Genomic DNA, 21322 nt, shown 5'->3' on the forward strand with positions numbered 1-21322 from the left:
GATCAGCAGATAAATGGAGATATACACTATGTTTAATACCAAGAAACTTCTGCTGAGTTCGGCGATTCTTTTTGCCTCGGCAAGCGTTTATGCCGCAACACCTGAGCAGGTAGCTCAATTGGGCAATCAACTAACCCCGATCGGTGCGGAAAAAGCGGGTAATGCAGCAGGTACGATTCCGGCATGGACCGGCGGTTTAGAAAGTGGTTCTGATCGATACAGCAATCCGTTTGCAAGCGAAAAGCCACTATTCACTATCACTGCAGCCAATGCTGATCAGTACAAGGATAACCTTACACCCGGCCAGATGGCGATGTTGCAGAAGTATTCTGATAGTTACTCTATCCCTGTGTACCCAACCCATCGTACAGCCGCATTACCAGCAGATGTTTATGCTGCAGCAAAACAGAATGCTTCCAGCGCAGAACTAACCGATGGCGGCAACGGCCTATCAGGCTTTGAAACAGCAATCCCTTTCCCAATCCCTGAAAACGGTTTAGAAGTTATCTGGAACCACATGACTCGCTACCGTGGCGGTGCATTGGAAAGGACTTTTGTGCAGGTACCTGTGCAAGCTAACGGTAATTTTACTGCGGTAAAAATTAACGAAAAGATGTCTTGGCCGAGCGCTTTAGAAGGCGGTTCTGACGCTAAAAAAGATAACAATATCCTGTTTTACTTTGTCCAGCGCGTTAAAGCACCTTCTCGCCTAACCGGCAACGTGTTACTCGTTCATGAGACGATGAACCAGATTGCACAACCTCGTCAGGCTTGGACTTATAATGCAGGTCAGCGCCGTGTTCGTCGTGCGCCTCAAATTGCATATGACGCACCGGGCACAGCCAGTGATGGTCAACGTACAACTGATAACCTCGATCTATTCAACGGCGCTCCTGATCGCTACGAGTGGAATCTTGTTGGCAAACAGGAGCTTTACATTCCATACAACAGCTTCAAACTAGCCGATCGTGGATTAAAGTATGAAGATATCCTTCAACCTGGCCATATGAATCCAGAACTAACGCGTTATGAGCTACATCGCGTGTGGAAAGTAGAGGCAACGCTTAAAGATGGTGAACGTCATATCTACGCGAAACGTACATTCTACATTGATGAAGATAGCTGGCAGATTGCTGTAGTCGATCACTACGACGGTCGAGGCGAGCTATGGCGTGTAGGTGAATCCCACCAGTTCCAATACCGTGATGTAAATGTGCCTTGGCTGACTGCTGAAGCGCTTTATGATCTTCAATCTGGTAGATACCTAGTGGGTAGTTTGACGAACGAAGAAGGCAATGGATTCGACTTTAGCCAACGCTTTAAACATAAAGATTTTACCCCACAGGCGATCCGTCGCATGGGTAAATAAACCAGATCCATGCAAGCAAGTAGCGTAAACGAATAATCCTATCTTATTCTGATACGCAGAAAGCCTCCTTATTTTTAAGGAGGCTTTTTTCGTTTTAGAGCTTTTATATTGAGCGATGGACTAGGATAATACTGTGCTTAGCAGCGATGCTGCTCCATCTACTCATTATCGAAAGGTTTTCCCATGGCCGCTATCGGCAAATACAACACTCTGGAAGTAATCAAAGAGAAAGATTTTGGCGTTTATCTGGATGCAGGTGAACTAGGCGAAATACTTTTACCTAAACGTTACTGCCCAGAAGATTTAGAAGTCGGCGACAGTATCCGCGTATTTATCTATCTTGATACCGATGATTATCTGATTGCGACCACGGAAACACCTAAGGCGATCGTTGACGAATTTGCCATGCTGAAAGTCTCAGAAGTAAACGATGTAGGTGCTTTCTTAGACTGGGGTCTTTCCAAAGATGTGCTTCTACCTTACAGCGAGCAAAAGAACCGCCCTGTTGAGGTTGGTAAGCGCTACCTTGTGCGTTTGTATCTAGATAAGAACACTAACCGTATTGTGGCATCCACTAAGATCGATAAATTCTTGGATAAAACACCACCTCGTTACAAAGCAGGCGAGGAGGTTCAGTTGGTCATTGCCAACCGTACCGACCTAGGCCAAAAAGCGATTGTTAACCACGAGCACTGGGGCCTGATCTTCCGTAGCGATGTATTGAAAACGGTTTACCCTGGCCAAAAATTTAAAGGCTACATCAAAGAAGTACGCGCGGACGGCAAGATCAACCTTTCCATGCAAAAGCCGGGATACAGCAAGGTTGTAGATACCGTACAGCAGATCCTAGATATGATGGATGAGCAGGAAGGATTTATCACGATCAATGATAAATCCTCACCAGAAGTGATCTACAAGCACTTTGGCATTAGTAAAAAGGCATTCAAAATGGCTGTCGGTGCTCTACTAAAACAAGGCAAGATCACCATTGAGCCGGGCGGATTGCGCTTAAAAGATTAAGATCCCTCTTGATAAAAATGAGAATAAAATGAAAAAGCCGTAGCAGATCTGCTACGGCTTTTTTGTTTCTCCTATTCATCCTTAACCTTTCTAAAAACGTCGGTTTATCCCTTCAACCACGCTTCAAGATCATCAGCACCGCCAATCAATTCACCATCGATAAAGATCTGCGGCGTTGTGCCGTGCCCTGAAACCGCTTGCAACGTGCTGAAACTTACTCCGTGGCTACCTAGCTCAATCGCTTCGTACTTGTAACCGTTGTCAGTCAGCGCTTTCTTAGCACGTGTACAGTGCGGGCAACCTGGCTTACTCAATACTGTTACGCGTTTTGGCTGTTCCGCTTGCGGATTGATGTAATCCAGCATGGTATCAGCATCAGATACTTCAAACGGGTCGCCTGGAAGGTCAGCCTCGATAAACATCTTATCGATCACGCCATCTTTCACCAGCATGGAGTAACGCCAAGAACGCTTGCCAAAACCTAGGTTGTCTTTATCGACCAACATATCCATCGCTGCGCTGAACTCACCATTACCGTCTGGGATAAAAGTGATGTTGTCTGCATGCTGATCTTCAGCCCAAGCGTTCATTACAAATGTATCGTTTACAGAAAGGCAGATAATGTCATCAATACCATTTGCTGCGAATACTGGCGCAAGCTCATTGTAGCGAGGCAAATGCGTGCTAGAACATGTTGGTGTAAATGCACCCGGCAGTGCGAATACAATTACGTTCTTACCTGTGAAAAGCTCTGCAGTCGTTACATCAACCCACTCATTACCCTGACGAGTGTGAAAAATTACTGCTGGGATATTCTTACCTTCGCTATTCTGTAGCATGACTTATTCCTCTAAATGTCGCGTCTGGATGACTTGCGTTTCGTTAGAGTTAATATAGGCGAAAACGTTGAATAAAAATAATTAAACAAAACTAATCGACTGATAGCCTAGAGCTATATGGAGATTTTCTATACTAAAATTAAGAGTGAATCTCTTTCGGAAGGAATTCTAAGAATTGATCGAAGGGTACCGGACGCCCAAGGAAATATCCCTGAACATAATCACAACCAAACTCGCGAAGCATATCTAGCTGTTGCTGGTTTTCAACACCCTCAGCTACGACTTTGATGCCCAAGGTTTGACCCATTTTGATGATTACCTCGACCAGCGTTCTGTCCTGCTCATCATCCAAGAGATCAATCACAAAGCTACGATCAATCTTCAAGTAATCCGCAGGATAGTGACGTAGGTAGTTAATTGCCGAATACCCTGTACCAAAATCATCAATAGAGAAAGCGATACCTTGCTCACGCAAGCGTTTGATCTTATCTAACTGACTATCGCCACCTTCCATCAACAGCGACTCGGTAATCTCAAACACCAGATTGCTGTGATCCACATCGTGACCATCAATAATCTGCAACCAACGGGCGTCAGCATCTTTCGGGAAAAATTCTGCCACAGAACGGTTAATCGAAATCTGCATTTCGATACCTGCCTGCTTGAACTTATCAGACAGATGGCAAGCCTCATCTAAGATCCATTCACCTAGGCTGCGAATAGCGCCTGTCTGTTCTGCAACTGGGATAAAATCTCCAGGGGAGACTATACCTCTAATAGGATGAATCCAGCGTACAAGTGCCTCACATTTGGCAATTTCTTGGGTACCCAAAGCAACGATAGGTTGAAGGTAGAGCTCAAACTGCCCTTCACGCAAGCCTGCCAGTATGTCGTTATGCAACTGGACATGATGCTTCACTTCCTGACTCAGTGCTTCATTGAAGAAGAAAATTCTATTTTTACCGGCACGTTTAGCTGCGTACATCGCACGGTCAGCATTCTGCAATAGCTGCTGCATGCTATGTCCATCTTCAGGGTACATAGCAATACCTAAACTGTGTGTAACCGAGAGGTACTGACCATCAATAAGATAAGGCTCACCCAACTCCATCTGAAGTTTTTCGGCAAGCAATTCAGCCTGAGTCGCCGATTCAATATCACGCAGAATAATAACAAACTCATCACCCGCTAGACGTGCGAGCAGATCATCACTGCGTACAATGCTGCGCATGCGCCCTGCAAACAAACGTAAAAGTTCGTCTCCGGTGTGATGCCCCCAGTTATCATTAACCTCTTTAAAGTAATCGAGATCGATAAAGAACAGCGCAAACATATGATTATGACGTTGATGATCATAGATCATTGCCTGCAACTGCTGGCCGAAATGGTAACGATTTGATAAGCCGGTCAACGCATCATAGTTTGCACGGTAAGTTGCCGTTTCGATCGCTTGAAGCTTTTCACGGTAATTCAGAGCAATCAGGTAAGTAGCCATAGCCAAAACAAAGCTAACCAACAAGCTAATAAGCCAATAGCCCAGAACTTGTCTGTTTTTAACCTGCCATCCACCTTGCGGATAAGCAGCTAACTGCCAACGCCCCAATGGTAGAATAACATCAACGGTTACCGCATCTGGGTGGAAGGTTTCTTTATTACCAAAGAACACATCACCATCGACACCTAAGCCATCACTACCTCTCAAGGCTATCTCATTGCCCCAAAGACGAATATCTATCCCAGCTTTGTGCAACAGGTCTTCATCATCGATCACAGCTGAGACAATACCCCAAAGCATATTTCGATCTTCACCCACAAATACTGGGACTCTAGCGATAAGAGCTGTACCTCCTTGGACGAGGTTTACTGGACCGGAAAGGATAATTTCATTGCGCTTGATCGATTCCATAACCGCTGGTAGTTGATCAGGAAGCTCTCTGTAATCTAAGCCTAACGCGGCTTCATTACCTTTAAAGGGATGGATATTGGTGACCACTAAACCGGGCGCTAAGGCTATATGCCGAATGCTTAGTTTTGTTTGTAGGTACTCTTCCACAAGGCGAGAAAATTCACCTTGGTTGATATCAGAATTGATTGCCACCTCAGCTCGTAGCCCCCTCAATACAACAAGGTGAGCATTTACTTCGCCCTCTAATCGGGCGCCTAAGGTCAAAAGATTTACAAATGCCTGCTGTTTAATGTTTTCGCGAATACGCTCAAATTCATGACTCACAAAGAAAGCTGACACCAGCATCACCACCCCAAAGACAATCGCAGAAAATGCGAAAGGGTTTTGGGTAAGCGACTTTAAAATGCGCGGCATCATGAGTAATACAAGCTCTCTATACAATCAATTAATCACGTTTTAGTGCTTAGTGACTATCCAGCAGATGTTATAAGACCTTAGTTATACAGCTTTACCGCTGTATAATAAATAGATCAGAATGCCCGTTTATAAATCGATTTTCTCATTTTCCCGCGCAATTTTAGATTGCAATCAAGCTTAATCTTTTCAATTAGTTAAGTATCGACGACCTCATGTTCAGTTTCCGCTGCGGCATATAATAAGCAATCACTGAGGGCGATATCTGGTCGAGTGGTAATCATAAAGAGCTTCAGTGGCTGTGCAGTGACGAGTAGATTGCCCTTAATATCAAAGAAACGAGAAAAAACATCAGCCCCTTCAGCGTCATGAACTTTTAAGTTTTGCTGGCAAGTACCGCCCCCCAACCAAGCGATTAAAGTACCCCGTTCTACTGATCCAAAGTTAAATTGATCTAATTGCGTAGGTACGGTCAGGTCGGTCCCGATCACATAACTATCAGCAAAGGCGATCGTCGTTTCCGGCTGAAGCTCTAAACGAACTGGCTGGCGGTACAGATCTAGATGGTGACCGTGCTCTAACTGCATTACCTCCTCTTGATAGAGAAATTTTTGTAAACCTTGCCACGCGATCTGATTGGCCGTTTGATCTTTAGCTCCCCCACACTCGATGGTCGCTACCGGACAGCGACGCGTACTTCGCTCCATCAACGCGCCTAAGCGCAGATCGGTTACCACTAAACGCTCACTAAAAATGGAGACGAGTGCTTCATGTGCTTCGCTCACATAAGTCACTACGCCAAAATCTGGGCTATGCCCTGAGGTGTTATGAATATCGAGGATGCACTCAGGTTGATAATCCTCAAAAAGCTCTAAGATCTCTTCAGCAAGTTGCCCCGGTGCATCCGTAAAAGGAGGGAAGAAACAACGGTTCATATCCCGCTGCCCAGGATATACGCGGTTTTTATACATGGGTTCCAAAATAGCAGCAGGAACAGAGGGTATAAAACAGAGCAGATTAAACAGCGGCTTTTGCTCCTGCTTTAACCATTTGTGTAGCGCATTAAGGCCAGAGGGTTCATTTCCATGCAATAGGGTCACTAAACCACGGGTACGCTCGCTCCGCTCCCCTTCGACATAGATCATCACCGCTTCGCCCATCTCTTTTAAGAACGCTTCTGGGCTTTCCAATAGTTGCTCAGAAGTAGGATTTATCAGCGTTCTCATACCCTATGCCCTTCCATATAAAGCGCCTCCACAATAGCTACCATCTCACTACTGGCTCATTCGTGGCCGACAACGTCATATAACGTTGCACCATCTGAGTAAGCGCTTGATTGTGATTTAATTTTTTATATAACCGCTGGTATTCACGCAGTTGCCAATAGGCTCCTGTGATCCCTGTATCGACACGATCTTTGATCACAGCTAGATAGTGATCCCGTTCTTGTGGATCAATTTCTAAGGCATTTAATCCAGCATAAGCAACGGGCAGCAACTCCTGAACAATCTCAGCAACACTTAACTTTTTAAGTCCACCAGCCTGACTTAAGACTGGCCACATTAGCTCCGCCTGCAGACCTTTTTCAGCTGCCAAATAAAAGTTTTTAACCAGCACGCTAAATGGCATTGCAGGGATAATTTCATCCATCTGTTCCTGCAGCCCTTTGGCAACTCCTAATGCAAAAGCTGCATTCGCGGCCATATCACAAGGCGTCGGCCCAGCGGGCAAAGCCCTAAGCTCAATCCGCAAATGTCCACCCTGTTTGTGATCATAAACTGGCCTATTCCAAGGCCAAACCGTACCGGCATGAAGGCACAACTCTTGTAGCGAAGCGACATCCCCTTTATTAATAATATCTAAGGTATTTTCGTCACCAATTACCGGCAGTATCGGCTCATGTAGATGCACCATCTCTGCAAATAGCTCATACGCCCCCTCACGAACCCAACCATTACCAAAATCGACACGGGAAGGAATGCCTCGATCACACTCTTCATGGGAACGCCCATCAATTGCTTGTCTGAACAAGGGTATACGTGTCTCATGCCATAGTTTATGCCCTAACATAAACGGTGAGTTCGCCGCTAAAGCAACTACTACCGGCGTCACTAATTGCAGGGCATTAAAGGTGCAAGCAAAACGCTCGGGGCTCACTCGGAAATGAACCTGCATGGAACTATTGGCTCCCTCTAATGAAACATCCCGAGAGCGGAGTGAAATAGGAGGGTCACCTTCTATCTTGATGCAGAACATTCTGCCCCGCAACTTCTGTAGCGCTTGAGTTAGTGCGTAAAAACGTGATTCATCTGTGAGCGCTTTTAAACCAAAATCACTGCGCTTTAACGTCGGTAGAATGCCTATAGGCAATGCTTGCCCTTGTTCAGCAGATAAATGGTGGTTCACCAATTCAATGGCAACAACCATCTCCTGTTCCATCTGACTGAACGGCGTGCCTGCAGCCGCAACCGGCTTTAAGTTGTATTCAAGATTAAAGCGGTTCAATTCCAGCGCTAGCTGCTTATGACCACTTCGATCAATCACTTCGCGATTTAAACTGAGAGGCCTCCCATGCTTATCTACTAGATACAGCTCCAGCTCAGCACCTATGGATGAAGGCCCACGACCAAAACCGGGCCGATTCAACATCGATTTCAGCCCGTCTAGATTCTCCATTAAGCGCGTTCTGAATTGGCTATATGCCTGCTCACTAAATTTATGAGAACTGATCTCTTGTCCCATAAGCCCCTTCAGGAAAAGTTCATTCAATCCCTTTAAGATTAGCTAGCTCTGCTCATTCCTACCAATTTGAACCGATTAGCGCCAAATTTATGTAGATATTAGGAAATTCGCAGATGAAAGCGTTTAGGGTAAAATCAAAGAAACCATCAGATTGAGCTGATATTTTTCAATGTCCGTAGAAAAAGTTGCCTGTCACTGCTGTGACCTGATTCAGGAGATTCCTGATCTAGCACCAGGATTAAAAGCACACTGCCGACGTTGCGGGCATCAACTGACGGCAAAAGTACCCAACAGCATTGATCGTGCTATAGCGTTTGCCATTAGCGCACTGATCTTTCTATTTCTTTCCCTGCCATTTCCGTTTTTAGCCTTTCAATCCCAAGGGCGTGAACAGGAAGTCTCTCTAGCACAGAGCGGGTTCGACCTACTTCAACTCGGTTTTCCTATACTCGCCTTATTACTACTCTGCTTTATTATCTTGATTCCAGCTCTACTGCTAAGTGCATATTTGGCTATTCTGATTCCGTTAAAACTGGACCACAGTCGGCGATGGATGTATCAAGTCACGCGACTCCTGTTTACCCTGCACCCTTGGGGCATGGCGGAAGTTTTTCTTATCGGCGTATTGGTAAGTCTGGTTAAAATCGCGGGGATGGCTGACATAGTCATAGGGATGTCGTTCTGGGCTTATGTGCTCTTTGCGATCTGCCTTATCGCAACAATCACCTCCGTCGACAAATTGCAGTTGTGGCATCAACTAGATCATTGCGCCGGGATTGAACGCGCAAAAGTCCAAGTCTCAGAAGGCAGTGCATTGAAGCAAGAGATGATCAGTTGCCATCATTGTGATCTGCTCCACCCAGCGAACGAAAAAAATTGCCGACGCTGTGAAAGTAAACTGCATCCGCGCATCCCCTACAGCATGCAGAAAACCTGGGCATACCTGATTACTGCTGTAATTCTTTATCTACCGGCAAATATCTATCCGATCATGAATACCACCCTATTAGGCTCGGAAGATCCCAGCACCATAATGGGCGGTGTGGTTTTGCTCTGGCAGCATGGTTCTTACCCGATCGCACTGGTGGTCTTTATCGCCAGTGTTTTGGTTCCGATTGCTAAAATGCTAATGATCTTTTGGTTGGCTTATAGTGTCCAAGCGGGACATCAGCACAAATTAACTGAACGGATGTGGATGTATCGTATCACTGAACTGATTAGTCGCTGGTCGATGATCGATGTCTTTGTCGTTGCGGTATTAGTGGCTCTGGTACAGTTGGGCGGACTAGTCAGTATCCAGCCCGGAATCGCTACCATCGCCTTTGCCAGCGTGGTGATTTTAACTATGTTATCGGCGATCAGCTTTGACCCCCGCTTAATATGGGATAACCTGAGCGACACAGAAATACGCGCCATCAATCATGGACAAGAACCTCTGACCGACTTAATGGACGACGCAACTTAATTATGTCTACTTCGAAAACAGACCCTACCCCGGTTATCACCGCTAAACGCTCAATTTCCAGCATCTGGATATTGCCCCTGATCGCTCTGCTTCTGGGCGGTTGGATGATCTACCAGGACTGGGCTAACCGTGGTCAATTGGTCAGTATTACCTTCATTACTGCTGATGGCATAGAAGCTGGTAAAACCAAGATTAAAGTTAGAAGCGTTGAAGTCGGCAAGGTCGAATCAGTCCAACTCAATTACGCCGATGGCAACGTTTTAGTTAAAGCACGGATCGAGCCCGAAGCTGAATCACTCCTTCTAAACAACACCCGTTTTTGGGTGGTACGACCCCGCGTAGGCACTGGTGGCGTGAGTGGCCTTGGTACATTGCTATCGGGTGCGTATATAGAGATGAGTCCCGGTGAAGGGAAACAGAAATCAACGAAGTACACAGGCTTAGAAGAGCCGCCTGTCACCTCAGCATCAGAGCCAGGTTTAAGACTTCAACTGATCAGCGATAATGCTCACTCGCTCAGTGTGGGTGATACGGTGATCTACCGTGGTTTCCCTGTCGGCCGTATCGAACAATTAACCTTCGATACTCAAGCAAAACAAGCGGTATACGATCTATTTATCCAAGCGCCTTATGATCAACTCGTAACTACAGATAGTCGTTTCTGGAATATGAGCGGTATCAACCTCAATCTCTCGGCTGATGGCGTAAATGTACAAACCGGTACACTAGATACCCTTCTAGCAGGTGGAGTGACATTTGATGTAATTGATGGCGATAGCAAAGGCCAAGCGGCAGCGGATGGTGATCGCTATCAACTTTACCCAGATTTTGAGAGCGTCAAAGAACAGCCTTATGCCTTTTACAATGAATATTTACTGCTATTCGATCAAACGGTCCGCGGGCTCGTTCCCGGAGCACCTGTCGAGTTTCGCGGAGTGCGTATAGGTACGGTTGAGCGTATTCCTTTCCAAATTGCTGAAATTACCGGTGAATCAGACCCGCGTATTCCGGTAATTATTCGTCTAGAACCGGGGCGTTTAGGTTATGACGATGAAGAAGCTGTACTGCATAACGCTCATGAAAAACTGCGCTTTTGGATACAACAAGGTATGCGCGCTAGCCTCAAATCAGGCAATCTGATTACGGGCAGTCTATTTGTCGATTTCGACCTCTACCCCGAAGAGCAAACAGCCAACCTTATCGAGTTTGATGGTTACCCTGTGATTCCAACCGTGTCAGGTGGCTTTGCACAGCTAGAGAACAAGCTCAGCGCGGTACTCAGCAAAATAGAACAACTACAAGTTGAACCACTCATTTCTCAGTTGGATTCAACACTGAATACCTCTGAAAAAGCTATTAAACAACTAAATAGCACATTGAAAGAGATCGAGGCGTTGGTGCGTAATAACAACACCCAAGCCCTACCAGAAGAGTTAAAAGCAACCTTAAAAGAAGTTCGATTGGCAGCAAAAGGCATCGCCCCACAAAGTGAACTGTACCAAGAGATGAACCGTTCATTAGATACGCTGCAACAAACACTGAAACAGCTTCAACCGGTACTGAAAACACTAGATGAAAAACCTAATGCGCTGATTTTTGATGCTCCGAAAAGCGCGGACCCAATCCCAGGAGGCCGACCTAATGAATAAAACTATCCACCTTTTTGGCTGCCTGATTCTATTGGGTGTTTTAGGCGGTTGTGCATCACAAAGTAGCAATCCACAGAGTCAGTACTATCTTCTTAGCAGCGATAGTCAAAGCTATGTAAAAGAGACCTATCAGCGAGTCATCGGAATCCAGCCGGTTAAAGTAGCACCATATATCAATACACCGGGGATTGCTTTGCTCACTCGCGAAAACCATATTCGCATTGCCAATCAACACCTTTGGGCGGAACAACCCGATCAAGCGATTACCCGCGTATTGCACAACGAACTTGATCAACGTTTAAGTAACAGCCGTGTGGACGATGGTTCCCTCGGCCGCAACAGTGATTGGAACTACAGCATTGCCACCCAAATAGATCAGTTTCATGGCACAGAAACCGGTGAAGCAGTCTTAAGCGGGCACTGGCAAATGAAACAAGATGAACAGGTAATCAGCACTTACCGCTTTAATCTCAAGCAGTCACTGGAAAAACCCGGCTATAGCGCGTTGGTCAAAGAGTTACAGAATTTATTGTCGAACCTTAGTGAACAACAAGCCTCTTATTTACAGCAGCATCTCGCAAAGCGTTAGTCGATAAAGTGACAGGTTTACATAATCTCGACATAAATTATGAATAAGCTTCACAACACGGGAACCAATTCTCAGCTATAATGACTAACTCAGTACGTAGTTTGCTATAAGAACATCTGTTTTAAGAACACAGAAATTTGGTCAGCATTATGGAAAACAACATTTCAGCCTTAAGCACTGCACAATCGCTTATCTCCCCAAGAGGAGCGGGGCCAGAATCCACAGCTCAATCAGCGGGTAACGGTTTAGCCGTGAATGCTCCGCTAGGTACTGAGCCGGGTGGTCAGGTGCAACTTAATCAAGACTTGCCGCAAACAAGCCAAGTCCAAAATGTTGATAACGGCTTAGAAACACGAACGAATCGTGCGAATAATGCCGAACCTGCTATTGACCAAGCAGCGCAACAGCAACAGATCGAAAATTTCTTAGCAGAACAAACCGGTGAAGATGTTGAGAGTTTCCGAGGCATCGATATTCAGTCTGCGCTAGACCTGCAAGAAGGCCTACGTAATCGTCCAGCTGACAACACAGAACCTGAATTTTCAGCAGCGCCAGCTGCAAATTCACCAGAACCTCAAGATGCTAATGAGCAGCAAGATCAGGAACTACAACAGCGACTACAAGCTCGACTAGCCGATCAGATTCCAAACGACCCTGGCACTGAATTCCCACAGCTGATTGAGACCGTGGCTTAAAGTCGCAACGATTCTCAGATTTTAAAAAAGCAGCCTAATTAGGCTGCTTTTTTATTGAAGTCACTGAGTACAAACTTAGATTTCTCTGTCACCTGTTCTTCCAACATTTCAATAGATCGGTGATGTAATTCACATAACTCAATATTATTTTTACGGTAACAAAATTTGAACATCCCCTGTTCAAATGACAACTCTGCTGTATAACGATCAACACTATCACTTCCCGAGAATACAGGCCCCGCCGATAACGTTCCTTGCTTCAGCTGCTCAGTGAGCTCTAGGTATAAATTGTTCTTTTCCCTACTTTTCAAATACGTTTCTTGGGAGTAAGCATCAATTAAGATCATGCCAACAAAAAAAAGACCTGCAACAATCAAAGCAGCTATTGTTAAATACATTCCCATAGTTCAGTACTAATACCTGTCATCATTGATAACGATTTATTCCCTTTCTTTGAATCAATAAGCGGCGACTAATATGTAATCGAATTAACCATAAGGCAAGTAATAATAGGGCTGTTTACTCGAATTACTCCCTGAACGTTCAAGCTTAAACAGACTCTGAAACCACACAATCACGACCAGACTCTTTCGCTTCATAAAGGTATTGGTCTGCGCGATTTAATACCGAGATCATCGACTCTTCACAGCCCCGCATAGCAATGCCTACGCTAACTGTGAGATCAATATTTTCTGTTAGCTCCAGAGCATTAATATGAGCCCTCAACCGTTCAGCAAGGCGATGCACTGATCCAAATTGATGAGCCAATGTCAGAATCACAAACTCCTCACCACCGTAACGAACACACAGATCTTCTGGGCGAGTATGCTCTAGTAAAACATTGCCAACTTCATGTAAAACTTCGTCGCCAAAACGATGACCAAAGCTGTCATTAATCTGTTTAAAGTGGTCTATATCCAAAAACAAAACATAGAGGTGGTTATTTTCATTGCGTCGATCCTGACTAATAAAACTACCGCCAGATTCGTTAAGATAACGGCGACTGTAGAGACCTGTTAATGGGTCTTTAATCGCCAGATCACGAATAAGGATAGTGCTCCTTTTCGCCCACATGACGGATACTATTGCCATCAACAAGAAGGCCACTACAATCAGTTCGATTGATTGGATAAATAAGCGATTGTTCTTAGCCTCAACCTCGTCCAGATAAACGCCTGTACCAATAACCCAATCCCAAGGTTCAAACAGGGCAACATAGGAGACCTTGTGAAAAACTTCACGCTCCACACCCGGTTTTGTCCAGTAATAATCGACCCAGCCACCACCTTTATGCGCTTCACGTACAAACTCTGAAAACAGATGGAGGCCATTGATATCTTCAACCTGAGCGAGGTTAATACCCATTAAATCTGGCCGTTCAGGGTGCATCACCATATTGGCATAACTGTCATTCACCCAGTAATAACCATCGTGGAAACTACGAGAGGATTTCAATGCGTGGAGTGCAAGCTGTTGAGCTTCCAGTTCTGTCATTTCAGAGGACTGACTCAACTTATAGAATCCCTCTATCATAGAGACTGCAGACGTCGTTAAATCCCGACTTTCCTGCTTTTTCTCTTCATAGAAGGTATCGCTAAAGGCGCTATAGAAAAGATAAAAGAGCAACAACATGCTGATTAAGCTAAGCACACTCATCAAACCAAATTGTTGCCCTATATGGGAACTTCGATAACCTTTCACTGCTTTACGTCCAATACAGTCAAAGTCCTTTTACTGTGATCCTAACTCCAGCATAAACTAACCAATAGTTATGTGATTGATCCCTATCAACTGATTGCTGGTTACACCGACTAGAAAGTTGGTTTGATCTATTCCCAGATTATCGATTTGTAATAGGCATATTAATTAGATCTCTGACGCCAGCGTTGTACCTTGGTTAATGGCACGTTTTGCATCGAGCTCAGCGGCTACATCAGCACCACCAATCAGGTGAACAGGTTTGTTGCTGATCTGATCTGCCAGTTCGCGACAAGGCTCCTGGCCTGCACAAATAATAACGTTATCGACTTCTAACAGCTGCGCTTCACCGTTCACCAATACGTGCAAACCAGCATCATCAATTTTCTGGTATTCGCACTTATTCAACATGCGCACACCTTTTTTAGCCAGATCCGCTCGATGAATCCAGCCCGTGGTTTTACCCAGGCCAGCACCCACCTTAGATTTTTTACGCTGCAGCAGGTACACCTCTCGGGCCGCAGGTTCAAAACTTGGCTTCATCCCCTTAATACCACCACGGGCATTAAGGTCCATATCCACACCCCACTCCTGCATAAATGCAGAGATATTCTGGCTGGTTGATTCACCCTGATGGATCAGATATTCCGAAATATCAAAGCCAATGCCACCGGCACCGATCACAGCTACCTTTTGGCCAACTTCAGCACCGCTCATCACATCGAGATAAGAGAGTACTTTAGCGTGCTCGACACCTTCTAATTCAGGTGTACGCGGCGAGATACCTGTCGCCAATACGACTTCATCGAAATCACCTTCTGACAGCATCGCCGAATCAACACGTGTATTAAGTTTGAGTTCAACGCCAGTAATCTCGACCTGCTTAGCAAAGTATCGAAGCGTCTCATAAAACTCCTCTTTACCCGGAATACGCTTGGCGATATTAAATTGCCCACCGACTTCAGAACTGGCATCAAACAACGTTACTTGGTGTCCACGCTTAGCAGCTGTTGTTGCAAAAGCTAAGCCTGCTGGGCCTGCACCTACCACAGCCAGTTTTTTAGGCTTTTCTGTAGGGATAATCACGAGTTCGGTTTCATGACAGGCACGCGGGTTAACTAAACAGCTGGTCAACTTGCCAACAAAAACATGATCTAAGCACGCTTGGTTACAACCAATGCAGGTATTAATCTCATCTGCGCGATCCTGCTCGGCCTTAACAACAAACTCTGGATCAGCTAAAAATGGACGTGCCATAGAGACCATATCAGCGTCGCCTCGTGCCAGCACTTCCTCAGCAACATCCGGCATATTGATTCGGTTTGAAGTGATCACCGGCACGCTTAACGCCTCACGAACTTTCGCTGTTACCCAAGTAAACGCAGCACGCGGCACCTTGGTTGCGATGGTTGGGATACGCGCTTCATGCCAGCCAATACCGGTGTTGATGATAGTCGCACCAGCTTCTTCGATCGCTTTACCTAAAGCAATGATCTCTTCATAGCTACTACCATCTTCAACTAAATCCAGCATCGATAAGCGATAGATAATAATAAAATCAGTGCCTACGGCTTCACGAACACGGCGAACAACTTCCAGAGGAAAACGGATACGTTGCTCGTACTCACCGCCCCACTCATCATCACGTTTATTAGTTCTGCTGGCGATAAACTGATTCAGTAGATACCCTTCTGAACCCATAATCTCTACGCCGTCATAACCGGCTTCTTTGGCAAGCGATGCACAGCGCACAAAATCCTGAATCTGGTTTTCGATATCAGATTCACTTAACTCTTTAGGCGGGAAAGGATTGATCGGTGCTTGAATAGCCGAAGGCGCAACCGGTTGCGGATTATAAGCATAACGGCCTGTATGTAAGATCTGCATACAGATTTTACCGTCTTCTTTATGTACCGCGTCAGTTACCAACCGATGGTTATCCACATCCTCTGCCGTAGCCAACTGCGCAGCATGACCATGAACTGCCCCCTCTTTGTTCGGACCAATACCACCGGTCACGATCAAAGCGACACCACCGCGCGCACGCTCTGCATAAAAAGCAGCCATACGCTCAAAACCATTTGGTGCTTCTTCTAAACCTAGGTGCATAGATCCCATTAGCACGCGGTTTTTTAAAGTGGTAAAGCCTAAATCCAGTGGCTGTAATAGATGTGGATAAGGAGTTGTACTCATGGTCTTTTCTCTTGTCGTAAGGGCAAACTAAAATGCCCATCTATTATTCTTATCTATATTATTTGCCGCTAAACGGCGCCGCTATTTTTCGTAGCGATTTATATTCCGGTGCCTTTCCAGACATCTTGGCACTGAAGGTTTGCATCATATCTTCTGGTTGAAACATACCTGCTTGCCAAGTCGCCATATAACTCAGGCTGTCTTGAACGCTATGGTCCCGGGCATAGTTGATCATCTGCTTACACCCAGTTACCGCTAAAGGCGACTGCGACGCGATCTGAGCGGCAATATCCATCACATCATCAAGCATAGTCTCTTGAGTCGGGTAAACACGGTTCACAAACCCTACTTTTAACGCCTCATCAGCTCTCAATTTACGAGCGGTATAAGCCAACTCTCGCGCTAGGCCTGAAGGGATTAATTGAGGCAGACGCTGCAATGTACCCAGGTCTGCCGTCATGCCTAATTCGGTTTCTTTAACAGTAAAATAAGCCTCGGCGGTGCAGTAACGCATATCTGTGGCGCAAACCAGATCTAAAGCGCCGCCAATACAACCACCCTGTACAGCACTGATCACCGGTATACGAATCTCTTCCAGCAGGTTAAAACAAGTTTGTAGCTGCATCACCAAGCGGCGAACCGCTTCGGCACGTCGACCAGCTTCACCGTTAAACATCTGCGGATCAGGTTGAGTAAAGATCTCTAGATCCATACCTGCAGAGAAGTGCTTTCCCTGGGAAGAGATAACTAAGGCTCTCGCCTCGGCTTCTGTATCTAGTGCTCTTAATGCTTCGGGAAACTCCTGCCAAAAGGCTTTATTCATGGCATTACAAGCGTCAGGACGATTTAGCTGGAGGTGCGCAATCTGCTGATCAACCTGTAATAAGAAGGTTTGGTAACTCATACATCGCTCTTATTTTTATGAATGAAAAATGATCTATTAATCAAACTAGACACCGTCAAGATAAAGACAAGATAGCGCACCAATTTTGACACTGTCAAGATTGATTGCTAAATTCCTCAGCTATGACGAATTCAAAGAAGAACTATCACCACGGTGATTTAAGAGATTCACTGCTTAAAGCTGCGACCGATCTGATCGCTGAAGGCGGTGTGGATAACCTATCAATACGCAAACTGGCGGATAAAGTCGGTGTGTCTCGCACAGCCCCTTATCACCATTTCAAAGACAAAAATGAGCTACTTTGTGCCATTGCTGCACAAGGATTCCACCAGCAAGATCAGTTAGTTAAATCGGTTACTGAGTGTAAAAAGGATTTATCAACAGTGGAGCTGTTTGAGCATTACGTTCTCACCTATATCCGCTTTGCCGATGAAGAACGAGAAACCTACGATCTTATGTACGGTCGTGAAATTTGGAAAACGGGTGAGCCTACACCTGAGTTACAAACCATTTCCAAAAACAGTTTTCATATTTGGCTGGATTGGGTGAAAGAGCTGCAACAACAAAACCTGTTTGATCCTGAACAACCGAGTTTACGCATTGCTCAATCAAGCTGGGCCGCACTCCATGGTCTATGTCGGCTGTTCAACGATGGCATCTATATCAATCGTGAAGATATCAACGATATCGCTAAAAACACGGTCCGCATGATGATCAATCAACCCTAAGTAGGCATAGAATTATGACCACTATCCAATTTAGTCACGCCAATGGTTTCCCAGGTAGTAGCTATCAATATCTGTTTAACCAGTTGCCAGAGTACTCTGTGACCTATATCGAAAAAATGGGCCATGGTGACTACCCATTAGATGGTGATCTAACCAACTATGCCAAAGAGCTGATTGAAGATATTGAGCAAAACAAAGCTACACCTGTAATCGGTATGGGGCATTCTGCTGGCGCTGTGGTCACCTTAATTGCCGCAGGACTCAGGCCTGAGCTGTTTAAACAGGTGATATTGTTTGATCCCGTGCTTTTTAACGGCCGCAAACGTTACCTGATAAAGCTGATCAAAAAGATGGGCTTGATAGACAAAGTATCTCCGGCACAGCGAGCTGCTAAACGTCGATCAAAATTTGATAGTCGTGAACAAGCACGAGAGTATTTCAGCCAGAAAAAGCTTTTCAAAACATTCCACCCTGCCTGCTTTAATGACTACATCACTCATGGTCTAACTGAAACAAACAATGGTGTAGAACTAAGTATCTCTCCGGAGATTGAAGCCGATATATTCCGCAATGTTCTTCTCAATGCGCCCAAGTGGCTAAAACAGGTTTCGGGGACTGTAATCTATGGAGAGCATAGTGATCTGTTTGGTGCAGGTGACATTAAATGGTGGCAACGCAACTTCCCAAATATGGGGTTAGTCGGTTTTAACGGTGGCCATCTTTTTCCATTTGAGCATCCAGATGAAACAGTAGAGCTACTCAAGTCATTACTTGCCAAATAAACCTCACGAGATAAGTCACTCAAGCTCTGAGGGGCAACTATCGTTACCCCTTCATTTCGAGCCTATCTACTCTGATAGTTAACGAGAACTAGGCAAACTTCGAGCGAGCGTTAACTCTGGGAAAAGCCCTGCGACAGATTGCCTCAGCGACAATTGGTCACATTCTCAAGCCGCTCAGCCATCGTTACCATGCGCCAAAATTTTTAGCGTTTGGACAGGGTTATGAAGTCACAATCACTCTCTATCAAGTTCCCCCTTAATACTCTAGCGGCTGCAGTCATTACTGCTAGCATTCCGCAGACGGTGTTTGCTGCAGATGAAGTCGCTTCAACTATGGTTGTGACTGCAAGCCGTGTAGATGAAGAGAGTAACTCACTACCTGTCAGCGTCAGCGCAGTTGATGACAAACAATTGCAACTGGATCAGGGTGCACATATACAAGACAGTACCCGAATGATGGCAGGTGTGACGATTAACCAGCTATCTGGCAGTTCATCTCATAACACCGGTATCCGCATGCCATTAAATTACGATGGCTATTACCTGTTCCTGCAAGACAGCATCCCTCTGCAATCCAGCGCATTCTTCAACCATAACGGCCTACGTTGGTCGAGCTTCAATACCAGTGCAGATCAGATCGAAGTACTTAAAGGTGCCGGTACCACTCTGTACGGCTCGGGTGCAGTCGCAGCAACGATCAACGTATTAAGTGCAGAACCAACCTTCGCACCTAAAGGCCATGTAAGCGTACTGGCAGGTGAAGATGATTACGCACAGATAAAAGTACAACACAGCGACAAAATAGCTGAAGACCAAGCCTTCCTGATCTCAGCATCAGCTTTCCAAGATAACGGCTGGCGCGACCATACTGCCCGTGACCGCCAAGAGATTTTGGCAAAGCACATTTGGGAAATAGATGAAGATACGGAGCTAAAAACACAGTTCCAAGTCTCAACGATGACCGATGAGATGGCCTCCTCCTTAGATGCAGAAGAACTTGCAAAAGACCGCACCCAATCAGGTTTAAGCGACGCGGTTAAAGCAATTAATCCTGAACGAGACAGCGATTTTGCTCGCCTAAGCTTCGAGCTAACTCACGCCCTAAATGATCAATTAACGCTGAGCTTTATCCCTTATGCTCGCTATAACTCTAATGATTACATGGCGACTTGGCGTTCATATACGCCTAAAACTGACAGCAACGTTACTAGTTTTGGCCTGTTAGCTAAAGGTAACTGGGCACACGACAATGGCAACGAAACGATCTTTGGTGTGGATCTGGAACACTCTGAATCGGAAACATTCAGCTACCAGCCAATTGATATTACCGTCTCAGGCGGTTGGGGGCCTCCAGTAAGCTACACTGCTGGATTTGAATACCGCGATCAGGATATTACTTACAAAAACGTCTCCCCTTACATCCAACATAACTTAATGCTGGGTGATGCTCTGACGGTACAAGCGGGTTTACGTTACGACTATAACCAGTACGAATTAGACAACCATCTAGCTGAAACCGATGATGATGGCTTCGGCAACCGTCAACTGGCTGATCGTAAGGATAAATTTACTAGCCTGAACCCTAAACTTGGCTTCCACTACGCGCTGAATGATAACAGTGGTTTCTTTGGCCGTGTTGCCCAAGCTAACCGTCTGCCAACCGCTTCTACAATGTATAACCTTAAGAGTGGTGATAGTGCTTCACTCGTTGGTGGTGTTAAAGAGGAAACATCAACAACGGTTGAACTGGGTTACCGCTTACAACGTGAGAATCTATCCCTTTCAGCTTCGATCTATCGTATGACGATCGACGATGCCATCGTATCAGCGGATGACAACAACGGAGACTCCTACCGCACTAATGCCGGCGAAACTCGCCATCAAGGTATCGAGCTTGAGCTTGGCTATGTTTTCTCGTCTTCTTGGTCTACTAAGCTAGCACTTAGCCACTCTAAGCATGAGTTTATCGACTACGTAAATGATGGTACTGACTACTCTGGCAACGAAATCATGCGCGCTCCACGCAACAAAGTCGGCGTAACAGTCAACTGGTCGCCAGTATCGGTTCCGGGTTTAGTGACTCAGCTTCAAGCCGACCATATTGGGTCCTACTGGAAAGACGATGCTAACTCCCTAAAAGCGCCTAGCTACACCCTGTTCAACCTGAAAGGTCAGTACGAACTAACACCAGAGCTGATGCTGTTTGGGCGTGTGGATAACCTGTTTGATCGTCAATACAACTACCAAACCGAATACAGCTGGGGCAGCGAGAGCTTCTACCCTGGCACAGGCCGCACCCTTAAAGCTGGCCTGAAATATAACTGGTAGA

17 protein-coding genes are annotated in these 21322 nt (G+C 45.6%); 9 read left to right on the forward strand and 8 right to left on the reverse strand.

The genetic code is table 11. From position 1 onward, the window contains the following. Window positions 1–28 precede the first annotated feature (28 nt). Together ACMXYU_RS13955 and ACMXYU_RS13960 are read left to right on the forward strand one after the other, a co-directional pair. Window positions 29–1369: a DUF1329 domain-containing protein gene (locus ACMXYU_RS13955; RefSeq protein WP_415899150.1), complete on the forward strand. Its 1341-nt coding sequence runs from the start codon at window positions 29–31 to the stop codon at window positions 1367–1369. Window positions 1370–1552: 183 nt separating this feature from the next. Beyond that, entirely contained in the window at window positions 1553–2389 is an 837-nt protein-coding gene (locus ACMXYU_RS13960; protein ID WP_415899151.1) for a S1 RNA-binding domain-containing protein, read from the forward strand. A gap of 104 nt (window positions 2390–2493) precedes the next feature. Here the strand turns inward: ACMXYU_RS13960 and ACMXYU_RS13965 are convergent, their stop codons facing one another. From ACMXYU_RS13965 to ACMXYU_RS13980, 4 genes are all read right to left on the reverse strand, one after another. Further along, the gene (locus tag ACMXYU_RS13965) at window positions 2494–3228 is read right to left on the reverse strand and encodes a glutathione peroxidase (RefSeq protein WP_415899152.1); all 735 of its coding nucleotides are present in this window, start codon (window positions 3226–3228) and stop codon (window positions 2494–2496) included. 139 nt (window positions 3229–3367) lie between these two features. After that, window positions 3368–5551, reverse strand: coding sequence for a putative bifunctional diguanylate cyclase/phosphodiesterase (locus ACMXYU_RS13970; protein ID WP_415899153.1), 2184 nt, complete (start codon window positions 5549–5551; stop codon window positions 3368–3370). Window positions 5552–5745: 194 nt separating this feature from the next. Then, complete coding sequence (locus ACMXYU_RS13975) at window positions 5746–6774, reverse strand: succinylglutamate desuccinylase/aspartoacylase family protein (RefSeq protein ID WP_415899154.1); 1029 nt, start codon at window positions 6772–6774, stop codon at window positions 5746–5748. A gap of 37 nt (window positions 6775–6811) precedes the next feature. Then, window positions 6812–8290, reverse strand: coding sequence for a glutamate-cysteine ligase family protein (locus ACMXYU_RS13980; protein WP_415899155.1), 1479 nt, complete (start codon window positions 8288–8290; stop codon window positions 6812–6814). Window positions 8291–8459: 169 nt separating this feature from the next. Here ACMXYU_RS13980 and ACMXYU_RS13985 point away from each other — a divergent pair, with 169 nt between their 5' ends. From ACMXYU_RS13985 to ACMXYU_RS14000, 4 genes are all read left to right on the forward strand, one after another. Then, complete coding sequence (locus tag ACMXYU_RS13985; RefSeq protein ID WP_415899156.1) at window positions 8460–9755, forward strand: PqiA/YebS family transporter subunit; 1296 nt, start codon at window positions 8460–8462, stop codon at window positions 9753–9755. A 2-nt stretch (window positions 9756–9757) separates the two neighbouring features. Continuing rightward, entirely contained in the window at window positions 9758–11404 is a 1647-nt protein-coding gene (gene pqiB, locus ACMXYU_RS13990) for an intermembrane transport protein PqiB (RefSeq protein WP_415899157.1), read from the forward strand. Beyond that, on the forward strand, window positions 11397–11993 hold the full coding sequence (locus tag ACMXYU_RS13995) for a membrane integrity-associated transporter subunit PqiC (RefSeq protein WP_415899158.1): 597 nt from the start codon (window positions 11397–11399) through the stop codon (window positions 11991–11993). The genes pqiB and ACMXYU_RS13995 overlap by 8 nt, the downstream gene beginning before the upstream one ends. Window positions 11994–12142: 149 nt before the next feature. Continuing rightward, the gene (locus ACMXYU_RS14000; RefSeq protein WP_415899159.1) at window positions 12143–12688 is read left to right on the forward strand and encodes a hypothetical protein; all 546 of its coding nucleotides are present in this window, start codon (window positions 12143–12145) and stop codon (window positions 12686–12688) included. Between the two features lie 38 nt (window positions 12689–12726). Here the strand turns inward: ACMXYU_RS14000 and ACMXYU_RS14005 are convergent, their stop codons facing one another. The 4 genes from ACMXYU_RS14005 to ACMXYU_RS14020 form a co-directional block, all read right to left on the reverse strand. Continuing rightward, window positions 12727–13092, reverse strand: coding sequence for a hypothetical protein (locus ACMXYU_RS14005; protein WP_415899160.1), 366 nt, complete (start codon window positions 13090–13092; stop codon window positions 12727–12729). 145 nt (window positions 13093–13237) lie between these two features. Continuing rightward, window positions 13238–14389: a diguanylate cyclase gene (locus ACMXYU_RS14010; protein WP_415899161.1), complete on the reverse strand. Its 1152-nt coding sequence runs from the start codon at window positions 14387–14389 to the stop codon at window positions 13238–13240. Window positions 14390–14554: 165 nt separating this feature from the next. Beyond that, window positions 14555–16579: an FAD-dependent oxidoreductase gene (locus ACMXYU_RS14015; RefSeq protein ID WP_415899162.1), complete on the reverse strand. Its 2025-nt coding sequence runs from the start codon at window positions 16577–16579 to the stop codon at window positions 14555–14557. A 58-nt stretch (window positions 16580–16637) separates the two neighbouring features. Further along, complete coding sequence (locus ACMXYU_RS14020; protein ID WP_415899163.1) at window positions 16638–17483, reverse strand: crotonase/enoyl-CoA hydratase family protein; 846 nt, start codon at window positions 17481–17483, stop codon at window positions 16638–16640. A 122-nt stretch (window positions 17484–17605) separates the two neighbouring features. Between ACMXYU_RS14020 and ACMXYU_RS14025 the strand changes: the two genes are divergently transcribed. The 3 genes from ACMXYU_RS14025 (at window position 17606) to ACMXYU_RS14035 (ending at window position 21321) form a co-directional block, all read left to right on the forward strand. Then, window positions 17606–18211 carry a TetR/AcrR family transcriptional regulator gene (locus tag ACMXYU_RS14025; RefSeq protein WP_415895144.1) on the forward strand — a complete coding sequence of 202 codons (606 nt, stop codon included), beginning with the start codon at window positions 17606–17608 and terminating at the stop codon, window positions 18209–18211. Window positions 18212–18225: 14 nt separating this feature from the next. Beyond that, window positions 18226–18993, forward strand: coding sequence for an alpha/beta fold hydrolase (locus ACMXYU_RS14030; RefSeq protein ID WP_415899164.1), 768 nt, complete (start codon window positions 18226–18228; stop codon window positions 18991–18993). A gap of 222 nt (window positions 18994–19215) precedes the next feature. Further along, window positions 19216–21321 carry a TonB-dependent receptor gene (locus ACMXYU_RS14035; protein ID WP_415899165.1) on the forward strand — a complete coding sequence of 702 codons (2106 nt, stop codon included), beginning with the start codon at window positions 19216–19218 and terminating at the stop codon, window positions 21319–21321. Window position 21322: the final 1 nt, after the last annotated feature.

It is taken from the genome of Neptuniibacter sp. QD48_11, from assembly GCF_047778095.1.
In the GTDB taxonomy this organism is placed as follows: Bacteria; Pseudomonadota; Gammaproteobacteria; order Pseudomonadales; family Balneatricaceae; genus Neptuniibacter.